The organism is Salmonella sp. SAL04157 (assembly GCF_046551635.1).
Lineage (GTDB): Bacteria > Pseudomonadota > Gammaproteobacteria > Enterobacterales > Enterobacteriaceae > Salmonella > Salmonella enterica.
The window spans coordinates 1-23,682 of record NZ_JBGDVS010000010.1; the positions used below are offsets into that span (position 1 = coordinate 1).

The window sequence follows — 23,682 nt, forward strand, 5'->3', positions numbered from 1 at the left end:
GATGTTTTAACAAATCAAAAGGGGTTTTAATAACTGACTTAAAGCTGAAAGCTTTCCGGAACCCCCAGCCTAGCTGGGGGTTTTCCATAGACAAAAAGAAGGCCTCTGGATAGAGGCCTTCTTGTGACAAAAGAGCACCGCCTGTAGCACTGACAAACGTAGCGCCAGCAGGCGCTGGCTTATGCCTTCAGGACATTAAGCGCGGCGTCGTAATCCGGCTCGTGGGTGATTTCATCCACCAACTGGCTGAAAATAACGTTGTCGTTTTCGTCAAGCACGATGACTGCGCGCGCCGCCAAACCTTTCAGCGGGCCGTCAACGATTTCGACGCCGTAGTTTTTCAGAAACTCGTTATTACGCAGAGTGGAAAGCGTAATAACGTTGCTCAGGCCTTCCGCGCCGCAAAAACGCGACTGTGCAAAAGGCAGGTCAGCAGAAACGCACAATACGACGGTATTCTCCACTTCTGTGGCCAGTTGATTAAACTTACGAACTGATGCGGCGCATACGCCAGTATCAATGCTTGGGAAAATATTCAGCACTTTGCGTTTGCCTGCATATTGGCTGAGGGAAACGTCAGACAAATCTTTTGCGACAAGAGTAAAAGCCTGTGCTTTGCTACCAGCCTGCGGAATAACGTTGGCAACGGTGACCGGGTTACCCTGGAAATGTACAGTCTGTGACATAATTATGTTCCTATTTACTTATAGTTAACGTCGAAATCCAGTTTAAGTCATTATTCATTAACACGGCAAATACTATTTGTAGCAAGCCGCGTCCGGCGCTATCAGAGGGGAAGAGATGAGATCTGTTAAGGTATATGAGGAAACCTGGCCGTTGCATACGCCTTTCGTTATTGCGCGTGGTAGCCGAAGCGAAGCGCATGTTGTCGTTGTCGAACTGGAAGAAGAGGGCGTAAAAGGCATCGGGGAATGTACGCCATATCCACGTTATGGTGAAAGTGATGCCTCGGTCATGGCGCAAATCATGAGTATTGTGCCTCAGTTGGAAAACGGGCTGACTCGCGAAGCATTGCAGAAACTGTTGCCGGCAGGCGCGGCGCGCAACGCGGTGGATAGTGCCTTATGGGATTTGCAGGCCCGCCAGCGGCAGCAAAGCCTTGCCGGGCTGCTCGGCGTGACGCTGTCCCCGGTTTTTACTACCGCGCAAACGGTAGTGATAGGCACGCCGGAACAGATGGCAGCCAGTGCGGCGGCACTATGGGAAAAAGGGGCGACGTTGCTGAAAATCAAACTCGATGCTCGTCTGATTAGCGAACGTATGGTGGCGATCCGCGCGGCGGTGCCGGAGGCGACGCTCATTGTGGACGCCAATGAATCGTGGCGTCCGGAGGGGCTGGCGGCGCGTTGCCAGTTACTGGCGGATCTGAATGTCGCGATGCTGGAGCAGCCGCTGCCCGCGCAGGATGACGCCGCCCTGGAAAATTTTATTCATCCGTTGCCCATCTGTGCAGATGAGAGCTGCCATACTCGCAGTAGTCTGAAAGCCCTGACGGGGCGCTACGATATGATTAACATTAAGCTGGATAAAACCGGCGGTCTGACCGAGGCGCTGGCGCTGGCAACGGAGGCGCGGGAGCAAGGATTCGGCCTGATGCTGGGCTGTATGCTCTGTACATCAAGAGCGATTAGCGCCGCGCTGCCGCTTATGCCGCAGGTGAGCTTCGCCGATCTTGATGGCCCAACATGGCTGGCGGTTGATGTTGAGCCCGCGCTACGCTTTACGACGGGTCAACTCCATCTTTAGGATGCCAGCGGAGCAGATTCGACATAGCCAGCAGGTATTTTTCGCTGGCTTCATCGGCAGAAACAGGGGGAAACTCGGCGGTAATGCAGTGCAGGTTGAGGTCGGCGCACCAGCTGCCAAACGAACCGGGCGTTTCGTAACCAACGCTGGTCACCAGCGGCAACGCAAACGCATCGGCCAGCCACTCGCCTAGCTCGCTGCGACGTGGATCTTCAATGCAGGCTAGCGGATCGTGAAAAGAGACGACCCAGGCGGGTTGGAGTCGATGTATTAACTGGCAAAGCGCCTGGGTTTCCGGTTCTGAGCCGGGATGGTCGCCGGTTAGCAGCACGACATCACGCTCTTGCGCGCGGCTATTCCAGCGATAAACTGTTTCACCCGCTTTCCAGTTGGCGGCGGGAAAGTTACGGTTTAAATCAATGCCATTTGCATTTGCCCTTAATCCCAGTTGACAGCCATCAGGATTAACGGCAAGTACGACATGATGACGGCGAAGGGAAGGATTTAAGGTGCGTAACGCACAGGAGAGCATCACCACGGATGAGGTTTCATCCCCGTGGGTGCCAGCCAGTATCAGGCCGCTTTCGCGATCGGCGGCAGGCGCCGGAAACCAGATTAGCGGTGCGCCTAGTAGCGAACGTCCATAATGTTCAGTGCCTGGCGGAAATGCGCCGCGCTCGGCACGGGGGCGTGTGACAGTCATACATGTTTCCCGAAGCTGAGACCAGTAGGGTAATCATCGTAGTGTTGTGTAAAACCCGCCGATTATCAAATGGTTTCTATTTACCCTCTTGTATGGCGCGATATCAACTTTCTGGCGGAAGATAATTGCATTTCTTTCTGCTGAAACAAATAATTACGTTGTTATTTAACTCATCTTTGAGGAACTTCTATGAGGCATTCTGTTTCAGTAACCTGTTGTGCGCTGTTGGTTAGCAGCTTTTCCCTGGCATATGCTGCGGATGTTCCCGGTGGAACGGTACTGGCAGAGAAACAAGAACTGGTGCGTCATATCAAAGATGAGCCCGCTTCGTTAGATCCAGCGAAAGCCGTTGGGCTGCCTGAAATTCAGGTGATCCGCGATCTATTTGAAGGGCTGGTTAACCAGAACGAAAAGGGTGAAATTATCCCTGGCGTCGCCAGCCAGTGGAAGAGCAATGATAATCGTATCTGGACGTTTACGTTGCGGGATAATGCGCAATGGGCCGATGGAACGCCGGTGACCGCCCAGGATTTTGTCTATAGCTGGCAACGTCTCGTTGATCCCAAAACGCTTTCCCCCTTCGCCTGGTTTGCCGCTCTGGCTGGCATCACTAATGCGCAAGCCATTATCGACGGTAAAGCCACGCCGGATCAGCTTGGCGTCAGTGCCGTGGACGCGCACACTTTGCGTATTCAGCTTGACAAGCCGTTGCCCTGGTTTGCCAGTCTGACCGCCAGTTTTGCCTTTTATCCGGTCCAAAAAGCGAATGTTGAAAGCGGTAAAGACTGGATGAAGCCGGGAAAACTGATCGGCAATGGCGCGTATGTGCTTAAAGAGCGCGTGGTAAATGAAAAACTGGTGGTCGTGCCTAATACGCATTACTGGGATAACGCGAAAACGGTACTGCAAAAAGTGACATTTTTACCCATTAACCAGGAGTCGGCTGCGACGAAACGTTATCTTGCCGGTGATATTGATATCACCGAATCTTTCCCTAAAAATATGTACCAGAAATTATTGAAGGATATTCCAGGGCAAGTTTATACGCCGCCGCAATTAGGGACTTATTATTATGCGTTTAATACGCAGAAAGGGCCGACGGCGGATTCCCGCGTTCGTCTGGCGCTAAGTATGACCATTGATCGCCGTTTGATGGCGGAAAAAGTCTTAGGTACCGGTGAAAAACCGGCCTGGCATTTTACACCGGATGTCACGGCAGGATTTAAGCCCGATCCTTCACCGTTTGAACAAATGAGCCAGGAAGAACTTAATGCCCAGGCGAAAACATTGCTGCGTGCAGCAGGCTACGGATCGCAGAAGCCGCTTAAATTAACCCTGCTTTACAATACCTCAGAAAACCATCAGAAAATCGCGATTGCGGTGGCGTCAATGTGGAAGAAAAATCTGGGGGTGGATGTGAAATTGCAAAACCAGGAGTGGAAAACGTATATCGACAGCCGGAATACCGGTAATTTTGATGTTATTCGCGCCTCTTGGGTGGGTGATTACAACGAACCGTCGGCTTTCTTATCCTTATTAACGTCCACGCATACGGGGAATATTTCACGCTTTACTAATCCGACTTATGACAAAATCCTGACGCAAGCGACGATGGAAAATACCGCCGAAGCGCGTAACGCGGATTACAATGCAGCGGAGAAAATTTTAACGGAACAAGCGCCTATAGCGCCTATTTATCAGTATACCAATGGCCGGTTAATTAAACCGTGGGTAAAGGGATACCCCATTACTAACCCGGAAGATGTGGCCTATAGCCGTACGATGTATATCGTGAAGCACTGATGCGTACTGGTTTCTTGTTAACGCAAGGTAGCCACGCCCGCCGCCTGATGCTGGCAGAAGGCATGGGAATTAAGCGATCGCCTGATGCCGCCGTTCTCATTGGTGTGTTTTCAGCCAGGCGGCAATATCCTGTGTCGGCAGATGATGTTGTGCATTCCAGGTGTCACTCATCGGCCACCACATACCGTCACCACGCGCAAAGGCGACGCGATAGCGCAGCATTGGGTCATGCGGATGTAAACGGAGCTGCTCCTGTAAGTCAGGTAGCGTCAATACGCCTCGGGTAAAAGTTTGCTGCGTCACGCGTTCGACCGTTTCCGCCAGTTTTGCATAAGAGGTCGTTTCCCCCGCGACAAAGACGACTTCGTTAGTGATACGCGGCTGATGCAGATAAATTTCAGTGGTCAGGCGACCAATATCCGCAGGCGACGTGACGGTGACCTGCATTTCCCATCCGCCGAGGGCATTGATGGTTTTTTTGGCTAAGTTGACCACATCAAAGGCCGGTTCGAAGAGAAAAGAGGTAAATATACCGGTTGAAACAATCACCCACTCTGTGACGTTTTGCTCGCGCAAAAGCGTCCTGACGTCATACTGTTCGTCCCACACCGGCTGGCCGCTGCCTTTGCCGACCACATCGTAATTCACGCCAAACTGCCAGGGGAAATAGCGCTTAACGCCCGCCTCCAGTACCGCGCGGGTGATTTTTATCTGGGTACCCGCACCGGCGACAAACCCCATACAATTGATGATCGTATCAAAACCGCGGAATTGATCTTTTAACGCTGCAACCGAACTGCCCGCGATGTCGACCGGGATAAACCGCGCACCGGCATCCGCCAGTTGTTGATGAATGCTGGAACGTCGTTTGCTCTGTTTATCCCTGGATTGCCCTGACACAATAACGCTAACGGAACCATTACGCTGTGTGACCGCCGGAACCAACGACGCCAGCACTGACGCCCCCAGTTGTCCCGCGCCCAGCACCAATACTTTTTCACCCACCTGATTATTGGATTGTTTCATTTGCACCTCTCTGTGTTGGTTCACCTGTAGATTAAAGATTACGTCAGGGTTCTGCGTTCGATAAGACGCCGAAGACGGGTTAGACTGTTCTGATAAATGGGATAATTGGCGGGGGGAAAATGGACAAGCTGGAAGCGATGCAGGTCTATGTTTGCGTAGTGGATACCCATAGTTTTATCAGAGCCGCCGAAGTGCTGGGCGTGCCGCGCTCAACGGTATCGCGGGTGGTTAAAGAACTGGAATCCTGGCTTAAGATTCAGCTTTTGCAACGTACAACCCGCAAACTTAGCGTGACCGCAGAGGGGCGGCGTTACTACGAAGAGTGCAAAAGAGTACTGGCAGATATCGCGGCCATGGAGTCGTCATTTCCCGGCCGGGCGGCACAACCCAAAGGGCGTTTTAAAGTAGGGATGCCGCAATCTCTCGCCCGGCATTGCATTATTCCCACGCTCCCGGCCTTTTTGCGCCAGTATCCGGAGCTGGAGCTGATACTTTGTTCCAGCGATAGCGTGGAGGATATTATCCTGCAAGGGTATGACTGCGTGATTCGGGCCGGCAGGATCGATGATTCCACCACGCTGGTTGCCCGTCCACTTGCCAGCTTTAACTGGGTGATAGCAGCATCGCCCACTTACATTGAGCGTTACGGTAGCCCTGAAAATTTAGATGATCTGCAAAAACACCATGCGGTCGGCTACCTGAACCACCGCACTGGGCGTACCACCGACTGGTTTTTTACGCGTGAGGGGAAGGATTACGCGATGCGGGTGCAGGAGACGCTGGTTGTCGATGATACGGACGCTTATATTCAGGCCGGAATACAGGGGCTGGGGTTAATTCGCGTCGCCAGCTATCTGGTTGCGCCGTATCTGCACAGTGGGGCGCTGGTGACCTGCATGGACAACCATTCTTATGATTTGCCGCTTGCGCTGGTCTATCCGCAAAACAGGTTTCTGCCGCCTACGGTACGCGCTTTTTATGACTGGTGCAAAACGGCGCTGAGCCAGCCGGAGTCTCTTCGCTAAAAAATATTATTCCGGATATCGCATTGCCTGTTTAGAAAACTTTTTCACAGACGGTCAAAATGACGGTACTGGTTTTGACGCATAAGTAAAAGGCATTATCAAACAGGTGCTACACGGCGAGGATATAGCAAGCACTGAACGTTTGGATGCAATAAAAAATCTGTACAACTGTTATTAATGAACTTTTTGTATAAAAATAATCGGATTTAACAATACTCATTGTACCTGTCTTTTGCTCTTATCATGGCGTCTTTACAACGAAAGGGTGCTTTAGCGTGGAATATTCAATATTAAGTAACAACCTTAAAATGCCTATGGTGGGTTTTGGCGTTTTTAAGGTAACCGACAAAGAAGAATGTCAGCAGTCAGTGTTAAGCGCTATTCGCAGCGGTTATCGTCTTATCGATACCGCTGCGGTATACGGCAATGAAGATGCCGTTGGTGACGCTGTTCGTGAAGCCATCGCGACAGGCCTGTGTACCCGTGAGGAGTTATTTATTACTTCTAAACTGTGGGTGCAAGATATGGCTAACTACGATCTGGCCAAAGCAGGTATTGAAGCGTCGCTGAAAAAATCCGGGTTAGATTATTTTGATCTCTATTTATTGCATCAGGCAATGGGCGATTATTTTAGTGCGTGGCGCGCGCTGGAAGACGCTTATGAAGCCGGTAAACTAAAAGCCATTGGCGTGTCCAACTTCTATGCGCATGTGTTAGCCAACTTCTGTGAAACCGTCAGAATTACGCCAATGGTAAACCAGGTCGAATTGCATCCATACTTTGCACAACCCGCCGCGCTGGAAACTATGAAGCATTATAACGTTCAGCCTGAAGCGTGGGCGCCGTTAGGCGGCGGGAGACATAAACCGTATGAAAATGAAATGCTTCAAAGGATTGCCGATGCCCATCAAAAAACCATCGCTCAGGTTGTCCTGCGTTGGAACGTGCAGCGTGGCGTCACGGTTATTCCTAAATCCACTCGACAGGAACGTATTGAAGAGAACTTTGCCATCTGGGATTTCTCACTAACGGATAACGAAATGGCTCAAATCAACACACTTGATTTAGGCTATGTTGGCGAAGCGGTGAAGCATTTTAATCCTGAATTTGTTCGCGGTTGTCTTGGCGTTAAAATCCACGATTGATCCCGGCGCTTGCGGATGTTTTCTCGCATGAACAGCTTCTAACACGGTTGCCGGAGCGTAGACGGCAACCGTATGATATTCGCCTGGCCGTCAGGCGCCGAAGGCACCATCGATGGTGTGCATCGCGCCGGTGACGAAAGAGGCTTCCGGGCCGGCAAGCCATGCCACCATTCCAGCCACTTCTTCAGGTCTTCCGTGTCGTTTGATCGCCATGAAACTGTGCATCAGCTCTTTCATGGGGCCATCTTCCGGATTGATGTCGGTATCAATGGGGCCTGGCTGCACCACATTTATCGTAATCCCGCGGGGGCCAAAATCACGAGCCAGGCCGCGCGCCAGCCCTTGCAGGGCTGATTTACTGGCGGCGTACGCGGCCATTCCCGGTACGGGCATCCGATCGCCATTCACGGAACCGATAATAATAATGCGTCCACCTTCCGGCATGTTGCGGGTTGCTTCGACTGACGCATGGTAAGGCGCATGGATATTAATACGGAACAAACGATCTATCGCATCGCTATCTTGTTCCAGCGCATCGCCGAAGAGAGCCACGCCCGCATTGACGACCAGAATATCCAGTGGTCCGTACTCACGCACGAGGCTGATGACGGCATCCCGATCGGCGCTATCCGTCTGGATGGCGGTGCTTCCGGTTTCCGCTGCCAGTTTTTCGGCGGCTTCGCGCGATCCGGCGTAGCTGAAAACGACCGATGCGCCGTCAGCGCTAAAGCGTCGTACAATAGCCGCGCCGATACCACGACTTCCCCCTAAAACCAGTACAGATTTGTTGCGAAATAGCATCATCAGGATGTCCTTTATGATATTGTAGTAGCCACTACAATATGCGTAATGAAATCATGCCGTCAAGGAGTTATGTAGTAATGACTACAAAACATAGTCGAACGCCGGGTCGTCCTCGCCAGTTCGATCCGGAGCAAGCCATTGAAACCGCTCAACACTTATTTCATTCGCGCGGCTACGACGCGGTGAGCGTAGCGGATCTGACAAAAGCGTTCGGGATCAATCCTCCCAGTTTCTATGCGGCGTTTGGCAGCAAGCTGGGGCTGTATACCCGCGTATTAAAGCGTTACAGGATGACCGACGCGATTCCGCTCGGGGCGCTTCTGCGTCACGATCGCCCGACCGCGAAGTGCCTTATTGATGTGCTGATGGAAGCGGCAAGACGTTACGTTGCCGATCCTGATGCCACTGGATGTCTGGTTCTGGAGGGCGCTCATTGTAACGATAAACCGGCACGAGAGGCCGCCTGCGAGTTTTACATCGCTGCTGAAAACCTGATTCGCACTTATGTCGCCATGCGGTATCCGCAAGAGGCTGACCGGATGACTGACTTTATGGGGACGCTAATGGCGGGGCTTTCCGCCAAGGCGCGAGCGGGGTATAGCCTGGAGCGTCTTCAGGAGAGCGTACTTCTGGCTGGAGATGTGCTGGAGCGATTACTACCGGATTAACGCAGCGCATCAAAAAACCTGAGCCAATCAGTACGGGCAAACAGGGAGCAATAGCCCTAATCATCCATCTTGCCGTTGCGGTATTCGGTAAAGTACATCAAAAATAGAGGTGTCAGGGAAACGAGAGATGCAAAAATGTAGTCTTATTACGGTACTTAGCTTATCAGTGTTGATGCTAGCCGGATGTACAACGACCTATACCATGACGACCCGGACGGGAGATATTATTGAAACGCAGGGTAAGCCGGAGGTTGACACCGCAACCGGAATGACGAAATACGCTGATGCTTATGGTTATCATCGCGTCATTAAAACCAGTGAAATAGTGCAGACGACAGAAGGCGCATCGAAACTGGACTGGTAATGCGCTAAAGCAGTTGGGAGGCCGTGTCCTGTATGGGTACCGGACAGTTTCTGGGCCTGAATTGAATAGAGTGCCTGTATAGCCGAATTCCGGGTCTCAGCTTGATTTGTGTCGTCAGTTATTTGGTTGTTCCCTGTATATTGAAGGTAAACAGTACTCATGGCTAACGGTCTGTTTTGGATTGCTAACTATCCCGGATTCTGCGCGTTTTATTTAGTCACAACCGTGGTTAAGAATATTTTGGGTCAGACTTACACGCCGGGTATTAAGATAATCCGTCGCATAGAGAGCTTGATCGGCATCATTCGGTTCAAGAAGAAACGGCGTGACTTTAGGTATGAGATCAGCAAACAGGTTATATTGATCCACAGAGGCAAAATGCCGGGTAGCGCTGGCCCAGGGCATTCGCATCAGCTCTGCGTAAGAAGGGGATAGTTGAACAGGCAAATCAAATTCTTTCAGATTAGCAAACATCTCCTTACTCATATAAAATGTGACCCTGTTTCGCGAAAAGGTGTTAAGCACTTCCTTCAGTCGTTTAACTTTTGCTTCTTTACTCATGCTATTATCAAAAAAACGTGGTGAAAGCATAATAGCAATCGATGCATTTGGTGAAATAACATTATGTAGTGGTTTCAGGGCTACAACAATCTGATCGTTTGTGAAGATACGCTGCGTACCAAAGGAGGTAGTATAGTTTCCACCCAGCCAGATCACATAATCTGTTGTTTTGAGGGGAAGGGCTTTTTCCGGTATATTACCCCTGTCAGGTGCCACCGTTTCAATTGCTAGTGAGTCTTGTCCCCAGACATTATTTATTTTAGAACTCAAAAAATTATATTCTGAAATGTTCCTTAGTTTTAGTAGAGTTATCTGTGAACGGGTAAAAAAGAGATTGAATCTCACTTTGTTCTGCAATTGCCGAAGTAATCTGAGCGTGTTCTGATCGATCAGATGAGTATACAGACCAACAGTTTTTCCGGAAAGTATTGCTGAGGCATTTTTCGCAAGAAGCATTTCTTTTATAGCTCCTTGCCCAATAATCAGTACGCAACTGTATTTTTCTGGTCTGATTTTATCTATGGGGATATCGGTAAGATTGACCAGGTCAGGAGTGCCATGCCGCCAATTATCATGAATGACTGTGGCTCCGGAGGCGTCTCCTCCGGCTCCCCTGGTGATAATAAGAGGAGGGTGGGTACTGGCATGTGCGATATACGAAAAACAAGCTACCATTGCTAGCGCTGAGTTTCTGATGGTTGTATACATATCGTCTGCCCTGATTTCGAAAATATGAATAATGTCTCCTCTTATAATGTACATCAAAAAGAGAACATTTTAATTAAACGTTATCTCAACGAGATAAAAGGTTAGCACAGGAAAGTATAGAGAGAATGTAATCATACCAACATTATAGATGTGGGAGTATGAAGGCCCCGGAGGCCGCCCGGCCAGCATACTCCCATTAATAGTTAAAGTATGGACTTTGCTTTTACCGTAAACTGTAGCCAATATTACCTGATCACTACACCGTACAGTACTGTCAGAAACCTGGCTCCGGTGTTGCGTGACAACAAGTTATTTTCTCAATCCTTTCAAAATGTTAACTTATTTAATAGTCACTTATTTTATCAGAATCAATACTGAGAGTTTTATTACCGCTCTGAAAAGAGAAGGCTTTTCAGATGAAATACGTGGATGGTACGAAGTCATTACAGTACAGGGATATAATAATAAAGATCGACAATGGATTCATTATTCTGTTGCTTTTGGACGAATGCCAAATGGAAGTATTCAATATCTTCTCCTTCTCTCCTGATAAGATTCAGTTTTGGCAATATACACATATATATTGTATTGGAAAATTGTTGATATTTTTCCTTATGACCAACGAAATGGAATTTTGCATATTTACCACATTTTATTACCCTCGACATGGGTATTTTGCCTCCATCGACGGAATTATGTTCCATACCAAAAAAACTGCTTACGGCGATGACCTGGTCATTGGTATTATCCGGCTTAAAAGACGAGAGACAATACACATTTTCGCCCCACGTTCTGAGCGTCTCATGAATGATTTTCCATTTTATAGGCGACGCTTTTTTAGGAAGGTCATTTGTTGCGATCTGATGAGATGTTTGAAATCCGAAAATTTCTTTTGACGTAAGCTGACAAATTTCGAACTGATAATGCTCATCACAGTCAAGCCAGTAGGGAGGCCGTAGGTTTCTGAGATCCCAGAAATCAGCCTTGCGATAGTTATTGGGATTGACACCAAATGTTTTTTTGAACTCTCGACTATAGGACTGCACTGAATCAAACCCCATTCTGAACGCGATATCTGTGACCGACTGAGAGGTCAGCTTTAGCAGAGTGGCGCTTCTGCTCAACTTGCGTTGTCTGATATATTTTCCGATAGAGACTCCACACTTTTCTTTAAAAAAATCCTGCAAACTCCTTCGCGAATAACCTGTTATAACAACCAGCTTTTCAATATCAATCCTCTCTTCAATATTTTTTTCTATTTGCTCTAATACTGAGATTATTATGGCTTTTTTCATCATCATTCCTCTTTATTGAAGCCGAAAATATAAATATTTAAGGTATTTGACATACTGTGTTATTAAACTAGTGGGGTTGTTAGCTTTTCTGGCAAAACAAGAAATATTTAAATTTCTTGACGTTTTTGAATAAACTTTACACTTGGAGATCGGTTTTTGCCAGTAAAGCTAAGTAATTAGCATGGCGAAGGGCATAATTTCACAGGGGGTTAAAATGATTGAATAACCCTGAATTTTTAGCTCGTGAGATTATAAATCTCGTAATTATTTCTAATGATTAAATAAAAGGGGATTGTTTTGTACTTCAAAAAATCTTTATTAGCGTTAGCGATTTGTGCATCCGTGGTCTCAGTAGAGGCGGTGGCGAATACCAGAGCCAATGATATGGCTTCTTCTGCTACACCTGCTTCTGTTGGTCACCGTCCTGTGGCAACTACTAATGCAAAAAAGATAGAAGTGTCTGGGGAACTGACGACCGGTTCAACCCTCCAGATAGCGGATGTTTTTATTAGGGATGAGGATGGGGATCCCTTATCGCTGGATAAAATGAATAATGCCGACGATATTAAATGGTACCTGGTGGATAATGAGGCTGCCGATCCTTCTGGAACCCCGGCGGCAACCGGGACGGCTTTTACCATTCCTGCTGATGCAGGCGGTAAAAAAATTAAAATCGTTTACCGGATTAAGACGGCAACGGGGACGCCGGATAGTGCATTCTTGCCTGCCACTGTCTTATTAACTTCTTCATCTTCTGGCGTGGGCGGCGACTCCGCCGCAGACGGTACGATTTCTAATAAGCTACGTTCTGTCACTATCAATGTGGTGAATGAAAGTGGTAAACCAACTGATGAACTCAACGGTACCAATGACGCCAACACCCCAGTGGTGGGCGGCACCCTTGAAGCGGTACTGGAATGTGCCGCCACAGCGGCGGCTGAGTGTGAGGTCAGTAATTATAACTTTACCTGGCAGATGGCGGATGCCGGGACACCAGATAAGTTCACCGATCTGAATAATACCAACGCTGAAAAACATAAATATATTATTAAGGGAACTGAGCAGAATAAACTGTTCCGTGTCCACGTTACGCCTAAAACGACGAAAGCCACGCCGGAGAATAAACGCGCTATCCGTCGCTGATGGTTATCGCCAAATAAACATCTTATTTTAATACTCCCTCTGCCAGGCAGGGGGATATAGCAGGAGACAATAAAGTGGTTTTTTCTAAAAAACCCATTACTAAATATATAACCTGGGCCATTGTTACCAGTCAGATTTCACTCCCGGTCATCGCTGATAGCGATAATGAAATTCAGTCGTGGATTGCGGGGACGGCATCGTCTATTTCTCCGCATCTGCAGGAGGGGACGCTGGAGGATTATGCCAAAGGAAAAATAAAGGCATTACCAGGGCAAGCCGCTAATCATTTGGTGAACGAGGGGATGAAGAGCGCTTTTCCGGAGATTATTTTCCGTGGTGGCGTCAATCTTGAAGATGGCGCGAAATATCGCTCATCAGAGTTCGATATGTTTATTCCCGTCGAGGAAACAACATCGTCTTTACTCTTTGGCCAGCTTGGCTTTCGCGACCACGACAGCAGCAGTTTCGATGGCCGCACCTATGTTAACGTTGGTGTGGGTTATCGCCAGGAGGTCAATGGATGGCTGCTCGGCGTCAATACATTTCTGGATGCCGACATCCGTTATTCCCACTTACGTGGCGGCATTGGCGGGGAAGTTTATAAAGACAGTCTGGCCTTTTCCGGCAACTATTATTTCCCTCTCACCGGCTGGAAAACGTCAGCAGTTCATGAATTACATGATGAGCGTCCGGCATATGGCTTTGATCTGCGAACAAAAGGCACGCTTCCCGATTTTCCCTGGTTCAGTGGCGAGCTGACATATGAACAGTATTACGGGGATAAAGTTGATCTATTGGGTAACGGTACATTAAGCCGGAATCCCCGCGCCGCAGGTGCGGCTCTGGTCTGGAATCCTGTCCCCTTGCTTGAGGTCAGAGCAGGATATCGGGACGCCGGTAACGGCGGATCGCAGGCTGAGGGCGGTCTGAGAGTCAACTATTCCTTCGGTACGCCGTTACATGAACAGCTTGATTACCGCAACGTTGGGGCGCCGTCGAATACGACTAATCGGCGTGCCTTTGTCGATCGTAATTACGATATCGTCATGGCGTATCGGGAGCAGGCCAGTAAAATCCGCATTACGGCAATGCCGGTGTCAGGCCTGTCCGGGACGCTGGTGACATTAATGGCGACGGTAGATAGCCGTTACCCGATTGAGAAAGTTGAGTGGTCGGGTGATGCGGAGCTTCTCGCCGGACTTCAGCTTCAGGGGAGTTTGGGCAGCGGCCTTATCCTTCCTCAACTTCCGCTGACAGCGACCGACGGTCAGGAGTATAGCCTTTATTTGACGGTGACTGACAGCCGGGGTACTCGCGTGACCTCCGAGCGTATCCCGGTAAGGGTGACACAGGATGAGACCAGTTTCCGTTCCTGGATAAATGTTATCAATGACGATGTTCAGGTTGAGGACGGCAACTTTGTTATCAGTACTCCGCTTCCTGCCGGAGAAGAGGGGAAGGTTATTGAGTGGCACTACGTGCGCGAGCGTTCTGAAGAGGAGTGGGCGTCGCTCAAACCACGTCATATTAAGTATCAATCAGATATGCCGGGTCTGGCATTTAAAGCGCTCGGTGGTACAGAGCGTGACGGCCATTGGGTTGAACGGGTTCTGGTGACCCATATCGGTGACGATGCCCGCTCGCTCAAATTACATATTGAAGCAAGCGGACCAGACGATAAACATCCGGTGAAGGGTACCGTACTACTACAAGCGCAGTCAGACAGTATTGCGCAGAAGGTCACTTCTGTGGAGGTGCTTTTTACGCCGGGTACTGAAGAAGCCAACGGAAGCGTTACCGCGCCAGTCGTCGGAACGGAAATGCGAGCCAGAACGCTTTGTATAAATAACACGGACTGTACTGATGCGTTTAATTATCAGTGGGAAATCTCGGATGAAATGAAATCCTGGCAATCCGTACCGGGGGCGACAAAAGCCACCTGGCTTATCCCTTATAGCCTTAACGGGGAATCGCTACAGAATAAATATATTCGCGTCAGAATTATTTCTGATAAAGAAAATGCTAAGAGTTCTACCGCAGCATCTGATGCGAATTAATGTTTTAAAAAGGATCAACAGTGCGTATGTCGAAACATAATCTTATTATCTATAGCCTGCTTCTGGCGGCTGCGCCGATAAGCGTCTTGGCGGATTCGTCGACAACGTCCGCGGCAACCGTCGGGATGTTTTCTCCTCCTACGGCGCCGAGCGTTGGGCACAGGCCTAGTTCGCCGTTGAGTGATTATGGGTTGGAATTGAATGGGGATTATGGATATTTTGAATCATATATACCTATACCAGGCATGCTTTTAAAAGCAAGAATGGTTGGGAGAGTCAGTGATCTTGATTCTAAAAAATATCAAGCTAATGAAACGGCTACCACAGTATGTACGTATTATCGCGTTGAGAAAGATGACTCACAGCATGAGCTTCTACGTGAAAAGCCGTGTAAATATGAAATTGTTATCAGCGAGGATAATGTAGGTTCGAAGATAAGAATTGAGCATTATAACGAAACAGATATGGTCTCAGCACCAGGATATACGCCTGTGCCGATGGTTTCTGAACTCCATTCTATTGAAACAAAACGTATAGTTAAATTGAGTAAAGATTTATCTGTCATTAGTGCAGATAAATCTTTACTGATGCCAGGAGAGAGTGCTGTTGTGAAAATTATTGTTAAAGATATAAATAATAACCCCATATCTAATCTCAATCTCCAGTGTGGGCATTTTTCAACAGGAAGTTGGAATAGTCGATGCGATATCAAAGCCGGGGGTAATCCCGGAGAGTATCTTCAGACGGTAACTTATAATGGAGGTTCAAATGGAGAGTTGAAATTGACATATAAATATTTTGGGGAATTGATTAAAGATAAATTTACTATCTCCGGGACAATAAAAAAGTAGAGTAAAAACAGCAATGAATAATGGGTTGGCTTTTATTTCACTGCTCTTATTATGGATGTTGACTTGGTTCTTTAGTAGATTGCTAAATAATTATTATGGCTAAAATAATACAAACGTTAAAAGGAGAACTTTTTATGACACCAGCAACAACACAAGATTATATCTCATTGGGTCAGGAACACGCTGTCACCTTTGGCAAAACGCAGCTGACCCTCAAACCCGGTATACTGGCTGAAGGCAAACCATTACCCTGCACAAAGGGGCTGGTGAGCCATAATTTATTACCGGGTTACTGTATCCCGGGGATAAAAAAGCGGATTATTGTCGTCCCGTCACTGGATACGCCGGTTTGTGAATGGCAGGTAAAAGACTATAGTGACCGCCTTAAATCAGCGGGTAGCCACTCAAACCGGGCGGTATATGTGCTGAGTATGGATACGCCATTTGCTCAGGCCCGTTTTATTCGGGAACATGATATTCATCCCGGCATAACCTTTTTTTCTGACTACGCTTGCCGCCAGTTTTTGGATAATTCCGGGCTGAAAATTAATGAGCTCAGTATTTTTGCCAGAGCGTTGATAGAGTGCGATGAAAACAATGTGGTTACGCGTGTTAGTGTACCACGAGATATCACTCATCTTCCTGTTTACTAATCACTTATATCAGCACGCCCCTGCACAGAGAACCGAATAACCGGCAATGCAGGGGCGCAGGCATTCTCTTGTGTGCCCCCACATTTAATACATATACTATTGCATCACGCATAAGGAACTGAAAATGATGCCAGCGGATGGGGCAGGTTAACGTTATGGCACCCCTGAATTTCTGCAATAATCGTCTGGTAACCGGAAAGCCACTTATGACTTTGTGATTTGGCCTGCTGGTGCTGTAAATTATTTATCAATAGCTCCATTGATTCGCGGGTCTGCCAGTAATAATTATTAACCATTCTTCCGCTGGCGGCATCGGTATAGCTTTCCATCCCAATATAGCCATCAATAGACTGCGTATAGCGCTCAATCCAGCCATCCAGTTGATAAAACTCTTCGTCGTACTCTTTTTTTTCGAAAATAAAACTTGTCAGAAACAGCGACATGGTATTTCTCCTGTTACGCAATATCAATCAGACACCCATCAACGTGGATTCAAAACGTAAACCTGGCATCATTTTTTCAAGGCCGTCAGTCAGCATGTTTCCTGCCGCGTACAATTCATCAACCGGCATTTCCGGCAAGCTTTCAAGGATAAACCACATCGCTTTATCTGAAGCGCTTAGTCGGGTACGTACTCCCTGACGCCAGTTCCAGCGCCGACAGGTGACGCCTCTGTCATCGCGCCAGATAACTTCGCCCGGTTCTGGCGACTCGGTGACGGGTTGTCCTTCTTTCAGGGTATCAAATGTTTCACTTCCGTCTGCGAAAACCAGCCGCGGCGATCCACAATAAGCCGCGCTATTTTCGCCGCCTACCGGTACGGCATAGCGCAGGCTCACGGCGTTATAAAGGTCAACAACCGGGTCCAGCGACGCCATTGTTCCATCCTTCAACACGCGTTTTCGTAGCGCTTCAGCCGAGCAGGGGGTGCGCTTTGGTTTTGCGCCGAATGCTTTAAACACTGCATTCCAGGCGTCTATATGCGCCTGTGCCCACGCCGGTTGTCCGTTGATTACGGCCTGACAGGCCTCTTTTAACGCGATTTCTCCGACCTGCGCATCGCGAACCGGAGCGGCAATAACATTAATACTTAATGCACGAAAGCCGGGAGCGATACGGGCCAGTTCCGGGCTGATTGACGGTAACATAGAAGACATCGCATAATCCTGTAATGACTATTTTCTTCTATGATATCGACCAATGACCAAAAAAGTCAACTTATCGACCACGGCGGGCGCCGACGTCAGCACGATAAATGAAGCTGTTTCCCAACGTATCAAACAATTTCGTAGCCAAAAAAAGATGTCGCTGGATGAGCTTGCGCGGCGTTCCGGCGTCAGTAAAGGAATGCTGGTGGAAATTGAAGGCTGTAAAGCCAATCCAAGCATTGCGCTATTATGTAAGATCGCGGCGGCAATGGGAGTGTCCGTGGCGGATTTTGTCAACGTCGCCAGCGAGCCGATGGTCCATCTTATCGACCGGGATGCTATTCCGGTGTTGTGGCGCGGCGAGAAAGGCGGCAGCGCAAAACTGATGGCGGGAACCAGCGGGCCGGATATGCTGGAACTCTGGCAATGGATAATGCATCCTGGTGAACAGTTTGAATCGGCAGGGCATCCAGCAGACACCTGTGAATTACTGTTTGTTAATCAGGGAACACTGACATTAACAGTCAACGGTAGACGCTTTATTATTCGGGAGGGCTGCTCCGCTGTAGCCAGAACCGACATGCCTCATGCCTACGTTAACGACACTAATGAGGTGCTTGAATTTACCATGACGGTGAATGAAAAGAGCCGTTGATCACCGTGAGGAAGGCGCTAACAACCCGTCATCCGGACAGAGAAGCCTCGGTGCCCGATAAGCGTTATCGGGCACCGGCTATCTTTTATTTTGTCGCAGGCGCGGTCTCCGGGTCATCGATATAGAGCGTCTGGCTTGGGAAGGCGAAGTCAGCGCCGTTTTCCTGGACAATCGCAATAATTTTCAGGTAAACATCCTGCTGTACGGCAAGCCATTCCTGCCATACTGTTGTTTTGGTAAAGCAATACACCATAATATTCAGCGAAGAGTCGGCGAATTCATTAAAATAGACCAACAGCGTCTGTTTCTGATCGATATCTCTGTGCGCCTGCAACATGTTTCTGATAGCGTCAACAATGAGGCCAATTTTGTCGGCATCTTCGTAACGTAATCCAATAACCGTTTTTATTCGACGGTTGGTCATCCGTCCCGGATTCTCAACGCTAATGGATGAAAAGACGGAATTAGGCACGTACAACGGGCGGTGGTCGAATGTGTTAATTCGCGTAATTCGCCAGCCGATTTCGGCGACCGTACCTTCGATATTTCTGTCAGGAGAACGAATCCAGTCTCCGATACTGAAGGGGCGATCGAAATAGAGCATAATACCGGAGAAAAAATTGCTCAGGACATCTTTGCCCGCCATACCAACAGCGATACCGCCGATACCGCCAAAGGTCAGCAGACCGGACAGACTCATGCCAAAATGTTCGCCATACAATAAGACAATCGCGACAATAATGGTTATTTTTATGACCCGTGCCAGAATACGGGTACTGGTGACATCTCTACCTTTATTGACCTGTGCTTTTTCAAATTGGTTAATAATCAGGAAAAGTTTTATCGTCAGAATAAGCGCAATGAGCGAGGTGCAGATAAAATCAATGACCCCGGAAGAGATAAAACGCAAATTATAATCTTCAATAGCATTATTCAGGATGCTCCCGATGGTCCCAATAATAATCGCGTAAATAAAAAACTGTGCCGCATGGAACGTGAATCCTTTCTTCCACTGTACGTTACGGCTGAGCCAAAATCTCACGACCAGCAACGCCATGCCGCAACTGAAAAGTATCGCCAGATTAAATGCGTTTTTGAGAAAAAATTCAGTGAACATTATTGTTTTCCGCTCCTTCCTACGATAACAGCTCAGAATGACCTGATTAACAGGTATTTTACCCAGGATAAACGCGTAGATCATCGATAAGTAAAAAGAAGAAATAGTGCTATCAGCTTTAATCTCAGTGGTTTACTTTTTATGTAAATACAATGTCACGTTTTATAGGGCAGACATCGCGTGATTGTCATGATATTGTTGCTATCAGGTAACAAAGCCATCTGTAAAGGACAATACTATGATCATGATGAAGCTGAAATCGGCGAAGGGGAAAAAATTTCTGTTATGCCTGCTGGCAGTGTTTATCGTTGCGGCATCGGTGGTAACGCGCGCGACTATCGGCGGTGTGATTGAGCAATATCATATTCCACTGTCCGAGTGGACAAGCTCTATGTATGCCATTCAGTCGGCAATGATTTTCGTTTACAGTCTGGTGTTCACTATTCTGCTGGCGATTCCTTTGGGGATCTATTTCCTCGGCGGAGATGAGTAACAGGAATAGGGTATTGGCCGGATGGCAGCGCCATCCGGCAGGACGGAAGAGGGATTAATCGTCCTCGTCGTCCAGTTCAACCGGTGTTTGATACTCATCAGGCTTAATGACTAACAGGTCGCAGCGCAGATGGTCAATGACCTGTTCGGCCGTGTTCCCCAAAAACGCGGCCGAGAGTCCGGTACGTCCAACGGTGCCAAGCACAACGATCCCCGCCTGGAGATGTTCGGCAAGATCCGGGATAACTTCTTCCGGCAAGCCTTTTTCTACATGCGTAACTTTTTCATCGATGCTGAATTTCTGGCGCAGCGCTTTCATCGCCAGTAAATGCTGGCCTCTGATGGCGTCGTTATACACGCTGGGATCAAATTCCGGCAGCTCAATGGCGATATTGATTGGCGTAACGGGGTAGGCGCCGACCAGGTGTACTTCGGTATGATTAACCTGCTCCGCCAATTGTAAGGTCTCTTTTACCAGCTTTTCGTTGAGAGCATTGTGATAGGGCTCTTCGCTTGCCAGGTTCACGGCGACCAGGGCTTTGCCGCCTTCTGGCCACGGCTGATCTTTGACCATCCACACGGGGCTTGGGCATTTACGCAGCAAATGCCAGTCGGTAGGGGTAAAAATGACCGCTTCCAGTCGATCGTGCTGATGCGCCATTTTCAACACCAGATCGTGACTGCCGGCGATAACCTCCTGGATGATGGCCTCAAAGGGACGATTGTGCCAGACCACTTTAATTTCAATGGGGACACCGGCTTCAAGATAATATTTCGCCTGCTCACGTATCCAGGCTGTGCGTTGACTTATTACGCCCTGACGCATTGCGGTGCGTTCGTCAGGAGAAAGCAGGGTGGTCATCTCATACGAGAAATCGTAAATAGGCAGGAAAGCTTTAATTTTGCCGCCAATCCGTTGATGCAAATAAACTGCTCGCCGTAATGCGGGTTGGTCGTCCTGATTGGGATCGATGACCACCAGCATATTTTGATACATAGCCATACAGGGTCTCCTTACAACTGTCATCGCAGTTTGTAACTAAAGAGTAACTCAAATATGGTGAATGAAACAGAGGAAGCGCTTCTGCCAGATCAATAAATGAGAAAAATTTAACGATATGGCAGAAGATAACATCAATGGTTTAGCTGACGTTTAAGCGACGTTGCGGGTATGACCGGCGAGGGCCGCCAGCGCATCGCTGTTTTCAATAGTAATATACTTACCTTTCACCGCCAGCATGCCGCTTTTCTGGAAACGCCCCAGCAGACGGCTAATGGTTTCGACCGTTAAGCCCAGATAGTTGCCGATATCGCCACGGGTCATCGTCAGGCGGAATTCACGCGGTGAAAAACCACGCTGCGCAAAGCGGCGGGACAGGTTGTAAATAAACGCAGCCAGACGTTCTTCGGCGTTTTTCTTCGACAATAACAGGATCATATCCTGATCGCCTTTAATTTCACCGCTCATCAGACGCATCATTTGCTGACGCAGGTTAGGCATTTTGCCGGACAGGTCATCCAGTGTCTCAAAGGGTATTTCACATACCATTGAGGTTTCCAGCGCCTGTGCAAAGCTCGGATGATGACCGCTGCCAATGGCGTCAAAACCCACCAGGTCGCCTGCTAAATGGAATCCAGTAATCTGCTCATCGCCTTGCTCGGTAATGGTGTAGCTCTTAATCGTTCCGGAGCGGATAGCATAGAGCGATTTCAATTCATCACCTGCTTTAAACAGAGTTTGCCCTTTCTGAATGGGCTTTTTGCGCTCGATGATATTATCAAGCTGATCAAGCTCATGCTCGTTAAGTGTGAACGGGATGCAAAGCTGGCTGATACTGCAATCCTGGCAATGGATAGCACAACCGCCAGACTGAATGCGCCGTATAATTCGCTTTTCCGGGATCATAGGTCTGCTCAAGCCGTAATTGATATTTGTCAATTTTAACATCTTTTTGGTGAGCGCGTAAGTCTGAGCTATCCCGGAGAAGGAATAATTCAAGTATAAGTTTGATGAATATTTTTATCTATTTGAAAATACGTAATTTATTTGTTGTTGCTTTACATAAAAGTGTGACCGATAAGGCACTTTTTGCCTGTATATTCATAATAAAAGATAGCCTTCATGGCGTAATAGCCACTCTTTTCGCTGCACGCCGCCAGCGTATCCGGTCAGAGTGCCGTTACGCCCGATGACGCGATGGCAGGGAACAACGATACTGATGGGGTTAGCGCCATTCGCAGCACCGACTGCGCGTGCGGCGCCCGGTCGTCCCAGTTGCGCCGCCAGCTGACCATAGTGCATCACCTGCCCGCAGGGGATAGCGCGCAACGCCTGCCATACTTCCCGTTGAAAAGGTGTGCCCCCCGTTGCGGTTTCCAGGGTATCAATTACGGCGAGATTGCCTGCAAAATAATCTGCAAGCTTATCGCTGAGTCCACCGGGGTTAGTCGCGGAAACGCGTTCATAGCCTTCGTGACGGTAGTGGATATTTAGCAGTTGCTCCATACGATCGCGGTACTGTTCCCACTCAATGGCCCGCAGTCGAAACTGCTCATCGCAAACCACCCATAACGGACCTAATGGCGTGGCTATCTTCTCTTCAAGTAATCTCAGCATCCGTTCTCTCACATCGTCTTAATCTAACGTAAGAGACAAGATATCATGCCAGGAATACCCGCAACCATACTCCTTAAAAGATAGTCAGGGATAACACATTTAGCGCCAGTAATATCGTTGGCGGAGAAAAAGGGAGCCGGGCGAGGCGGTTAATTGCCTGACATTGTCGCTGTTATTGGAAATAACTGTAAACCGTTGTCGGTATAACAGGGCACGGTTATGATAACGGCAGTCGCAAAAACGCTGGAGGATGAACCATGAACCTTGACGATAAAGCGCTGTTTCTTGACGCCATGGAGGATGTCCAGCCGCTGAAACGCCATACTGATGTACACTGGCAGCCAACGCGTAATCTTAAAACGCCCCAGCGTATCGACACGCTTCAGCTTGATAATTTCCTGACGACGGGCTTTCTGGATATTCTGCCGCTGAATGAACCGCTGGAATTTCGTCGGGAAGGATTGCAGCAGGGTGTCATCGATAAGTTACGCAGTGGGAAATATCCTCAGCAAGCCAGCCTCAATTTGTTACGCCAGCCGGTCGAAACGTGCCGAAAAATGCTGTTTCGTTTTATCCTGGAGGCGCAGAAAGAGGGGTTGCGTAATGTCCTGATCATTCATGGTAAAGGGCGAGAGGCGAAGTCGCATGCCAATATCGTCCGAAGCTATGTGGCCCGCTGGTTGACAGAGTTTGAAGATGTACAGGCTTATTGTTCGGCGCTGCCGCATCATGGCGGCGGCGGGGCATGTTATGTCGCGTTACGTAAAACGGTGCAGGCTAAGCAGGATAACTGGGAGCGCCATGCGAAGCGTAGTCGGTAAATCGTTGCCGCTGGCGGACAGGACCGCCAGCGCAAGCTCGCGCGAACCCGATTTTATGCCTGATATAACGCCTCATCCAAATGCTCAGGATTCTGCAAGAGAACGGGCGATAACGCTGTCCGCGGTAATAACACGGAGAAACAGTCATTCGCTTATTTAAGCGTCTATTAAAATATACTGGCTTTCGACTTAACTATTAAGCAGAAAATGGTGATAAGTACATCACTTGTCAATATGGATGGATGAATATCCTGGCATA

The 23,682-nt window shown here is 48.5% G+C and carries 25 protein-coding genes; 13 read left to right on the forward strand and 12 right to left on the reverse strand.

The features are described 5' to 3' along the window. Positions 1 to 179: 179 nt before the first annotated feature. A complete protein-coding gene (gene tpx, locus ACLJRE_RS18465; RefSeq protein WP_000084401.1) occupies positions 180 to 686 on the reverse strand; it encodes a thiol peroxidase in 507 nt (168 codons plus the stop codon). A gap of 115 nt (positions 687 to 801) precedes the next feature. On the opposite strand from tpx, the gene ycjG reads away from it, so the two are divergent. Next, positions 802 to 1,767 carry an L-Ala-D/L-Glu epimerase gene (ycjG, locus tag ACLJRE_RS18470; protein WP_001258075.1) on the forward strand — a complete coding sequence of 322 codons (966 nt, stop codon included), beginning with the start codon at positions 802 to 804 and terminating at the stop codon, positions 1,765 to 1,767. Here the strand turns inward: ycjG and mpaA are convergent. After that, positions 1,742 to 2,470, reverse strand: coding sequence for a murein tripeptide amidase MpaA (mpaA, locus tag ACLJRE_RS18475; RefSeq protein ID WP_023212672.1), 729 nt, complete (start codon positions 2,468 to 2,470; stop codon positions 1,742 to 1,744). The genes ycjG and mpaA overlap by 26 nt on opposite strands. Before the next feature lie 189 nt (positions 2,471 to 2,659). Here mpaA and ACLJRE_RS18480 point away from each other — a divergent pair, with 189 nt between their 5' ends. Next, positions 2,660 to 4,273: an ABC transporter substrate-binding protein gene (locus tag ACLJRE_RS18480; protein ID WP_001216560.1), complete on the forward strand. Its 1,614-nt coding sequence runs from the start codon at positions 2,660 to 2,662 to the stop codon at positions 4,271 to 4,273. Between the two features lie 96 nt (positions 4,274 to 4,369). Here the strand turns inward: ACLJRE_RS18480 and ACLJRE_RS18485 are convergent, their stop codons facing one another. After that, a complete protein-coding gene (locus tag ACLJRE_RS18485) occupies positions 4,370 to 5,299 on the reverse strand; it encodes an aromatic alcohol reductase (protein WP_000814357.1) in 930 nt (309 codons plus the stop codon). Positions 5,300 to 5,418: 119 nt separating this feature from the next. Between ACLJRE_RS18485 and ACLJRE_RS18490 the strand changes: the two genes are divergently transcribed. Together ACLJRE_RS18490 and ACLJRE_RS18495 are read left to right on the forward strand one after the other, a co-directional pair. Then, positions 5,419 to 6,324 carry a LysR family transcriptional regulator gene (locus tag ACLJRE_RS18490; RefSeq protein WP_000359206.1) on the forward strand — a complete coding sequence of 302 codons (906 nt, stop codon included), beginning with the start codon at positions 5,419 to 5,421 and terminating at the stop codon, positions 6,322 to 6,324. A gap of 275 nt (positions 6,325 to 6,599) precedes the next feature. Then, positions 6,600 to 7,469: an aldo/keto reductase gene (locus ACLJRE_RS18495; RefSeq protein WP_000456772.1), complete on the forward strand. Its 870-nt coding sequence runs from the start codon at positions 6,600 to 6,602 to the stop codon at positions 7,467 to 7,469. A gap of 90 nt (positions 7,470 to 7,559) precedes the next feature. Here ACLJRE_RS18495 and bdcA read toward each other — a convergent pair whose 3' ends face one another. Continuing rightward, positions 7,560 to 8,273, reverse strand: coding sequence for an SDR family oxidoreductase (gene bdcA, locus ACLJRE_RS18500; protein WP_000979086.1), 714 nt, complete (start codon positions 8,271 to 8,273; stop codon positions 7,560 to 7,562). A 77-nt stretch (positions 8,274 to 8,350) separates the two neighbouring features. On the opposite strand from bdcA, the gene ACLJRE_RS18505 reads away from it, so the two are divergent. Together ACLJRE_RS18505 and ACLJRE_RS18510 are read left to right on the forward strand one after the other, a co-directional pair. Further along, a complete protein-coding gene (locus tag ACLJRE_RS18505) occupies positions 8,351 to 8,941 on the forward strand; it encodes a TetR/AcrR family transcriptional regulator (protein ID WP_000208475.1) in 591 nt (196 codons plus the stop codon). 127 nt (positions 8,942 to 9,068) lie between these two features. Next, the gene (locus ACLJRE_RS18510; protein ID WP_001168013.1) at positions 9,069 to 9,305 is read left to right on the forward strand and encodes a YgdI/YgdR family lipoprotein; all 237 of its coding nucleotides are present in this window, start codon (positions 9,069 to 9,071) and stop codon (positions 9,303 to 9,305) included. Positions 9,306 to 9,518: 213 nt separating this feature from the next. On the opposite strand, the gene ACLJRE_RS18515 is transcribed toward ACLJRE_RS18510, so the two are convergent. Beyond that, entirely contained in the window at positions 9,519 to 10,628 is a 1,110-nt protein-coding gene (locus ACLJRE_RS18515) for a hypothetical protein (RefSeq protein WP_410957484.1), read from the reverse strand. A gap of 389 nt (positions 10,629 to 11,017) precedes the next feature. Next, positions 11,018 to 11,875: a GyrI-like domain-containing protein gene (locus tag ACLJRE_RS18520; RefSeq protein ID WP_410957479.1), complete on the reverse strand. Its 858-nt coding sequence runs from the start codon at positions 11,873 to 11,875 to the stop codon at positions 11,018 to 11,020. A 291-nt stretch (positions 11,876 to 12,166) separates the two neighbouring features. Between ACLJRE_RS18520 and zirU the strand changes: the two genes are divergently transcribed. The 4 genes from zirU to ACLJRE_RS18540 all read left to right on the forward strand — a co-directional run bounded on the left by zirU (position 12,167) and on the right by ACLJRE_RS18540 (position 16,573). Next, a complete protein-coding gene (zirU, locus tag ACLJRE_RS18525; RefSeq protein WP_000273676.1) occupies positions 12,167 to 13,012 on the forward strand; it encodes a two-partner-like secretion system exoprotein ZirU in 846 nt (281 codons plus the stop codon). A gap of 74 nt (positions 13,013 to 13,086) precedes the next feature. Further along, positions 13,087 to 15,069: a two-partner secretion translocator ZirT gene (gene zirT, locus ACLJRE_RS18530; protein ID WP_023212670.1), complete on the forward strand. Its 1,983-nt coding sequence runs from the start codon at positions 13,087 to 13,089 to the stop codon at positions 15,067 to 15,069. A 26-nt stretch (positions 15,070 to 15,095) separates the two neighbouring features. After that, the gene (locus ACLJRE_RS18535) at positions 15,096 to 15,920 is read left to right on the forward strand and encodes a ZirS family two-partner secretion-like system exoprotein (RefSeq protein ID WP_023212669.1); all 825 of its coding nucleotides are present in this window, start codon (positions 15,096 to 15,098) and stop codon (positions 15,918 to 15,920) included. 95 nt (positions 15,921 to 16,015) lie between these two features. Next, positions 16,016 to 16,573, forward strand: coding sequence for a redoxin family protein (locus tag ACLJRE_RS18540; protein WP_001062618.1), 558 nt, complete (start codon positions 16,016 to 16,018; stop codon positions 16,571 to 16,573). 104 nt (positions 16,574 to 16,677) lie between these two features. Here the strand turns inward: ACLJRE_RS18540 and ACLJRE_RS18545 are convergent, their stop codons facing one another. Further along, positions 16,678 to 17,016: an antibiotic biosynthesis monooxygenase family protein gene (locus tag ACLJRE_RS18545; protein ID WP_000051812.1), complete on the reverse strand. Its 339-nt coding sequence runs from the start codon at positions 17,014 to 17,016 to the stop codon at positions 16,678 to 16,680. 27 nt (positions 17,017 to 17,043) lie between these two features. Beyond that, positions 17,044 to 17,730 carry a B3/4 domain-containing protein gene (locus ACLJRE_RS18550; RefSeq protein ID WP_000097265.1) on the reverse strand — a complete coding sequence of 229 codons (687 nt, stop codon included), beginning with the start codon at positions 17,728 to 17,730 and terminating at the stop codon, positions 17,044 to 17,046. Positions 17,731 to 17,773: 43 nt separating this feature from the next. Here ACLJRE_RS18550 and ACLJRE_RS18555 point away from each other — a divergent pair, with 43 nt between their 5' ends. Then, complete coding sequence (locus ACLJRE_RS18555; RefSeq protein ID WP_000163368.1) at positions 17,774 to 18,376, forward strand: helix-turn-helix domain-containing protein; 603 nt, start codon at positions 17,774 to 17,776, stop codon at positions 18,374 to 18,376. Positions 18,377 to 18,461: 85 nt separating this feature from the next. On the opposite strand, the gene ACLJRE_RS18560 is transcribed toward ACLJRE_RS18555, so the two are convergent. After that, positions 18,462 to 19,493, reverse strand: a complete 1,032-nt coding sequence (locus ACLJRE_RS18560) for a mechanosensitive ion channel family protein (protein ID WP_000493666.1) — start codon at positions 19,491 to 19,493, stop codon at positions 18,462 to 18,464. A 238-nt stretch (positions 19,494 to 19,731) separates the two neighbouring features. On the opposite strand from ACLJRE_RS18560, the gene ACLJRE_RS18565 reads away from it, so the two are divergent. Next, positions 19,732 to 19,986 (forward strand): DUF2534 family protein, encoded by a 255-nt coding sequence (locus tag ACLJRE_RS18565; protein ID WP_000605645.1) that lies wholly within the window; start codon positions 19,732 to 19,734, stop codon positions 19,984 to 19,986. 54 nt (positions 19,987 to 20,040) lie between these two features. Here ACLJRE_RS18565 and uspE read toward each other — a convergent pair whose 3' ends face one another. The 3 genes from uspE to ogt form a co-directional block, all read right to left on the reverse strand. Continuing rightward, the gene (uspE, locus tag ACLJRE_RS18570) at positions 20,041 to 20,988 is read right to left on the reverse strand and encodes a universal stress protein UspE (protein ID WP_001262138.1); all 948 of its coding nucleotides are present in this window, start codon (positions 20,986 to 20,988) and stop codon (positions 20,041 to 20,043) included. A 150-nt stretch (positions 20,989 to 21,138) separates the two neighbouring features. Continuing rightward, positions 21,139 to 21,891 carry a fumarate/nitrate reduction transcriptional regulator Fnr gene (fnr, locus tag ACLJRE_RS18575; RefSeq protein WP_000611914.1) on the reverse strand — a complete coding sequence of 251 codons (753 nt, stop codon included), beginning with the start codon at positions 21,889 to 21,891 and terminating at the stop codon, positions 21,139 to 21,141. A gap of 195 nt (positions 21,892 to 22,086) precedes the next feature. Next, the gene (ogt, locus tag ACLJRE_RS18580) at positions 22,087 to 22,602 is read right to left on the reverse strand and encodes a methylated-DNA--[protein]-cysteine S-methyltransferase (RefSeq protein ID WP_000945036.1); all 516 of its coding nucleotides are present in this window, start codon (positions 22,600 to 22,602) and stop codon (positions 22,087 to 22,089) included. 257 nt (positions 22,603 to 22,859) lie between these two features. Here ogt and smrA point away from each other — a divergent pair, with 257 nt between their 5' ends. Further along, a complete protein-coding gene (gene smrA / locus ACLJRE_RS18585) occupies positions 22,860 to 23,423 on the forward strand; it encodes a DNA endonuclease SmrA (RefSeq protein ID WP_001046799.1) in 564 nt (187 codons plus the stop codon). The last annotated feature ends 259 nt before the right edge of the window (positions 23,424 to 23,682 follow it).

Bases quoted from the DNA above. Each gene is read 5' to 3' on its own strand.
- tpx (WP_000084401.1), bottom strand. From the start codon at position 686: ATGTCACAGACTGTACATTTCCAGGGTAACCCGGTCACCGTTGCCAAC.
- ycjG (WP_001258075.1), top strand. From the start codon at position 802: ATGAGATCTGTTAAGGTATATGAGGAAACCTGGCCGTTGCATACGCCT.
- mpaA (WP_023212672.1), bottom strand. From the start codon at position 2,470: ATGACTGTCACACGCCCCCGTGCCGAGCGCGGCGCATTTCCGCCAGGC.
- ACLJRE_RS18480 (WP_001216560.1), top strand. From the start codon at position 2,660: ATGAGGCATTCTGTTTCAGTAACCTGTTGTGCGCTGTTGGTTAGCAGC.
- ACLJRE_RS18485 (WP_000814357.1), bottom strand. From the start codon at position 5,299: ATGAAACAATCCAATAATCAGGTGGGTGAAAAAGTATTGGTGCTGGGC.
- ACLJRE_RS18490 (WP_000359206.1), top strand. From the start codon at position 5,419: ATGGACAAGCTGGAAGCGATGCAGGTCTATGTTTGCGTAGTGGATACC.
- bdcA (WP_000979086.1), bottom strand. From the start codon at position 8,273: ATGATGCTATTTCGCAACAAATCTGTACTGGTTTTAGGGGGAAGTCGT.
- ACLJRE_RS18505 (WP_000208475.1), top strand. From the start codon at position 8,351: ATGACTACAAAACATAGTCGAACGCCGGGTCGTCCTCGCCAGTTCGAT.
- ACLJRE_RS18510 (WP_001168013.1), top strand. From the start codon at position 9,069: ATGCAAAAATGTAGTCTTATTACGGTACTTAGCTTATCAGTGTTGATG.
- ACLJRE_RS18515 (WP_410957484.1), bottom strand. From the start codon at position 10,628: ATGTACATTATAAGAGGAGACATTATTCATATTTTCGAAATCAGGGCA.
- ACLJRE_RS18520 (WP_410957479.1), bottom strand. From the start codon at position 11,875: ATGATGATGAAAAAAGCCATAATAATCTCAGTATTAGAGCAAATAGAA.
- ACLJRE_RS18535 (WP_023212669.1), top strand. From the start codon at position 15,096: ATGTCGAAACATAATCTTATTATCTATAGCCTGCTTCTGGCGGCTGCG.
- ACLJRE_RS18540 (WP_001062618.1), top strand. From the start codon at position 16,016: ATGGCTAAAATAATACAAACGTTAAAAGGAGAACTTTTTATGACACCA.
- ACLJRE_RS18545 (WP_000051812.1), bottom strand. From the start codon at position 17,016: ATGTCGCTGTTTCTGACAAGTTTTATTTTCGAAAAAAAAGAGTACGAC.
- ACLJRE_RS18550 (WP_000097265.1), bottom strand. From the start codon at position 17,730: ATGTCTTCTATGTTACCGTCAATCAGCCCGGAACTGGCCCGTATCGCT.
- ACLJRE_RS18555 (WP_000163368.1), top strand. From the start codon at position 17,774: ATGACCAAAAAAGTCAACTTATCGACCACGGCGGGCGCCGACGTCAGC.
- ACLJRE_RS18560 (WP_000493666.1), bottom strand. From the start codon at position 19,493: ATGTTCACTGAATTTTTTCTCAAAAACGCATTTAATCTGGCGATACTT.
- ACLJRE_RS18565 (WP_000605645.1), top strand. From the start codon at position 19,732: ATGATCATGATGAAGCTGAAATCGGCGAAGGGGAAAAAATTTCTGTTA.
- uspE (WP_001262138.1), bottom strand. From the start codon at position 20,988: ATGGCTATGTATCAAAATATGCTGGTGGTCATCGATCCCAATCAGGAC.
- fnr (WP_000611914.1), bottom strand. From the start codon at position 21,891: ATGATCCCGGAAAAGCGAATTATACGGCGCATTCAGTCTGGCGGTTGT.
- ogt (WP_000945036.1), bottom strand. From the start codon at position 22,602: ATGCTGAGATTACTTGAAGAGAAGATAGCCACGCCATTAGGTCCGTTA.
- smrA (WP_001046799.1), top strand. From the start codon at position 22,860: ATGAACCTTGACGATAAAGCGCTGTTTCTTGACGCCATGGAGGATGTC.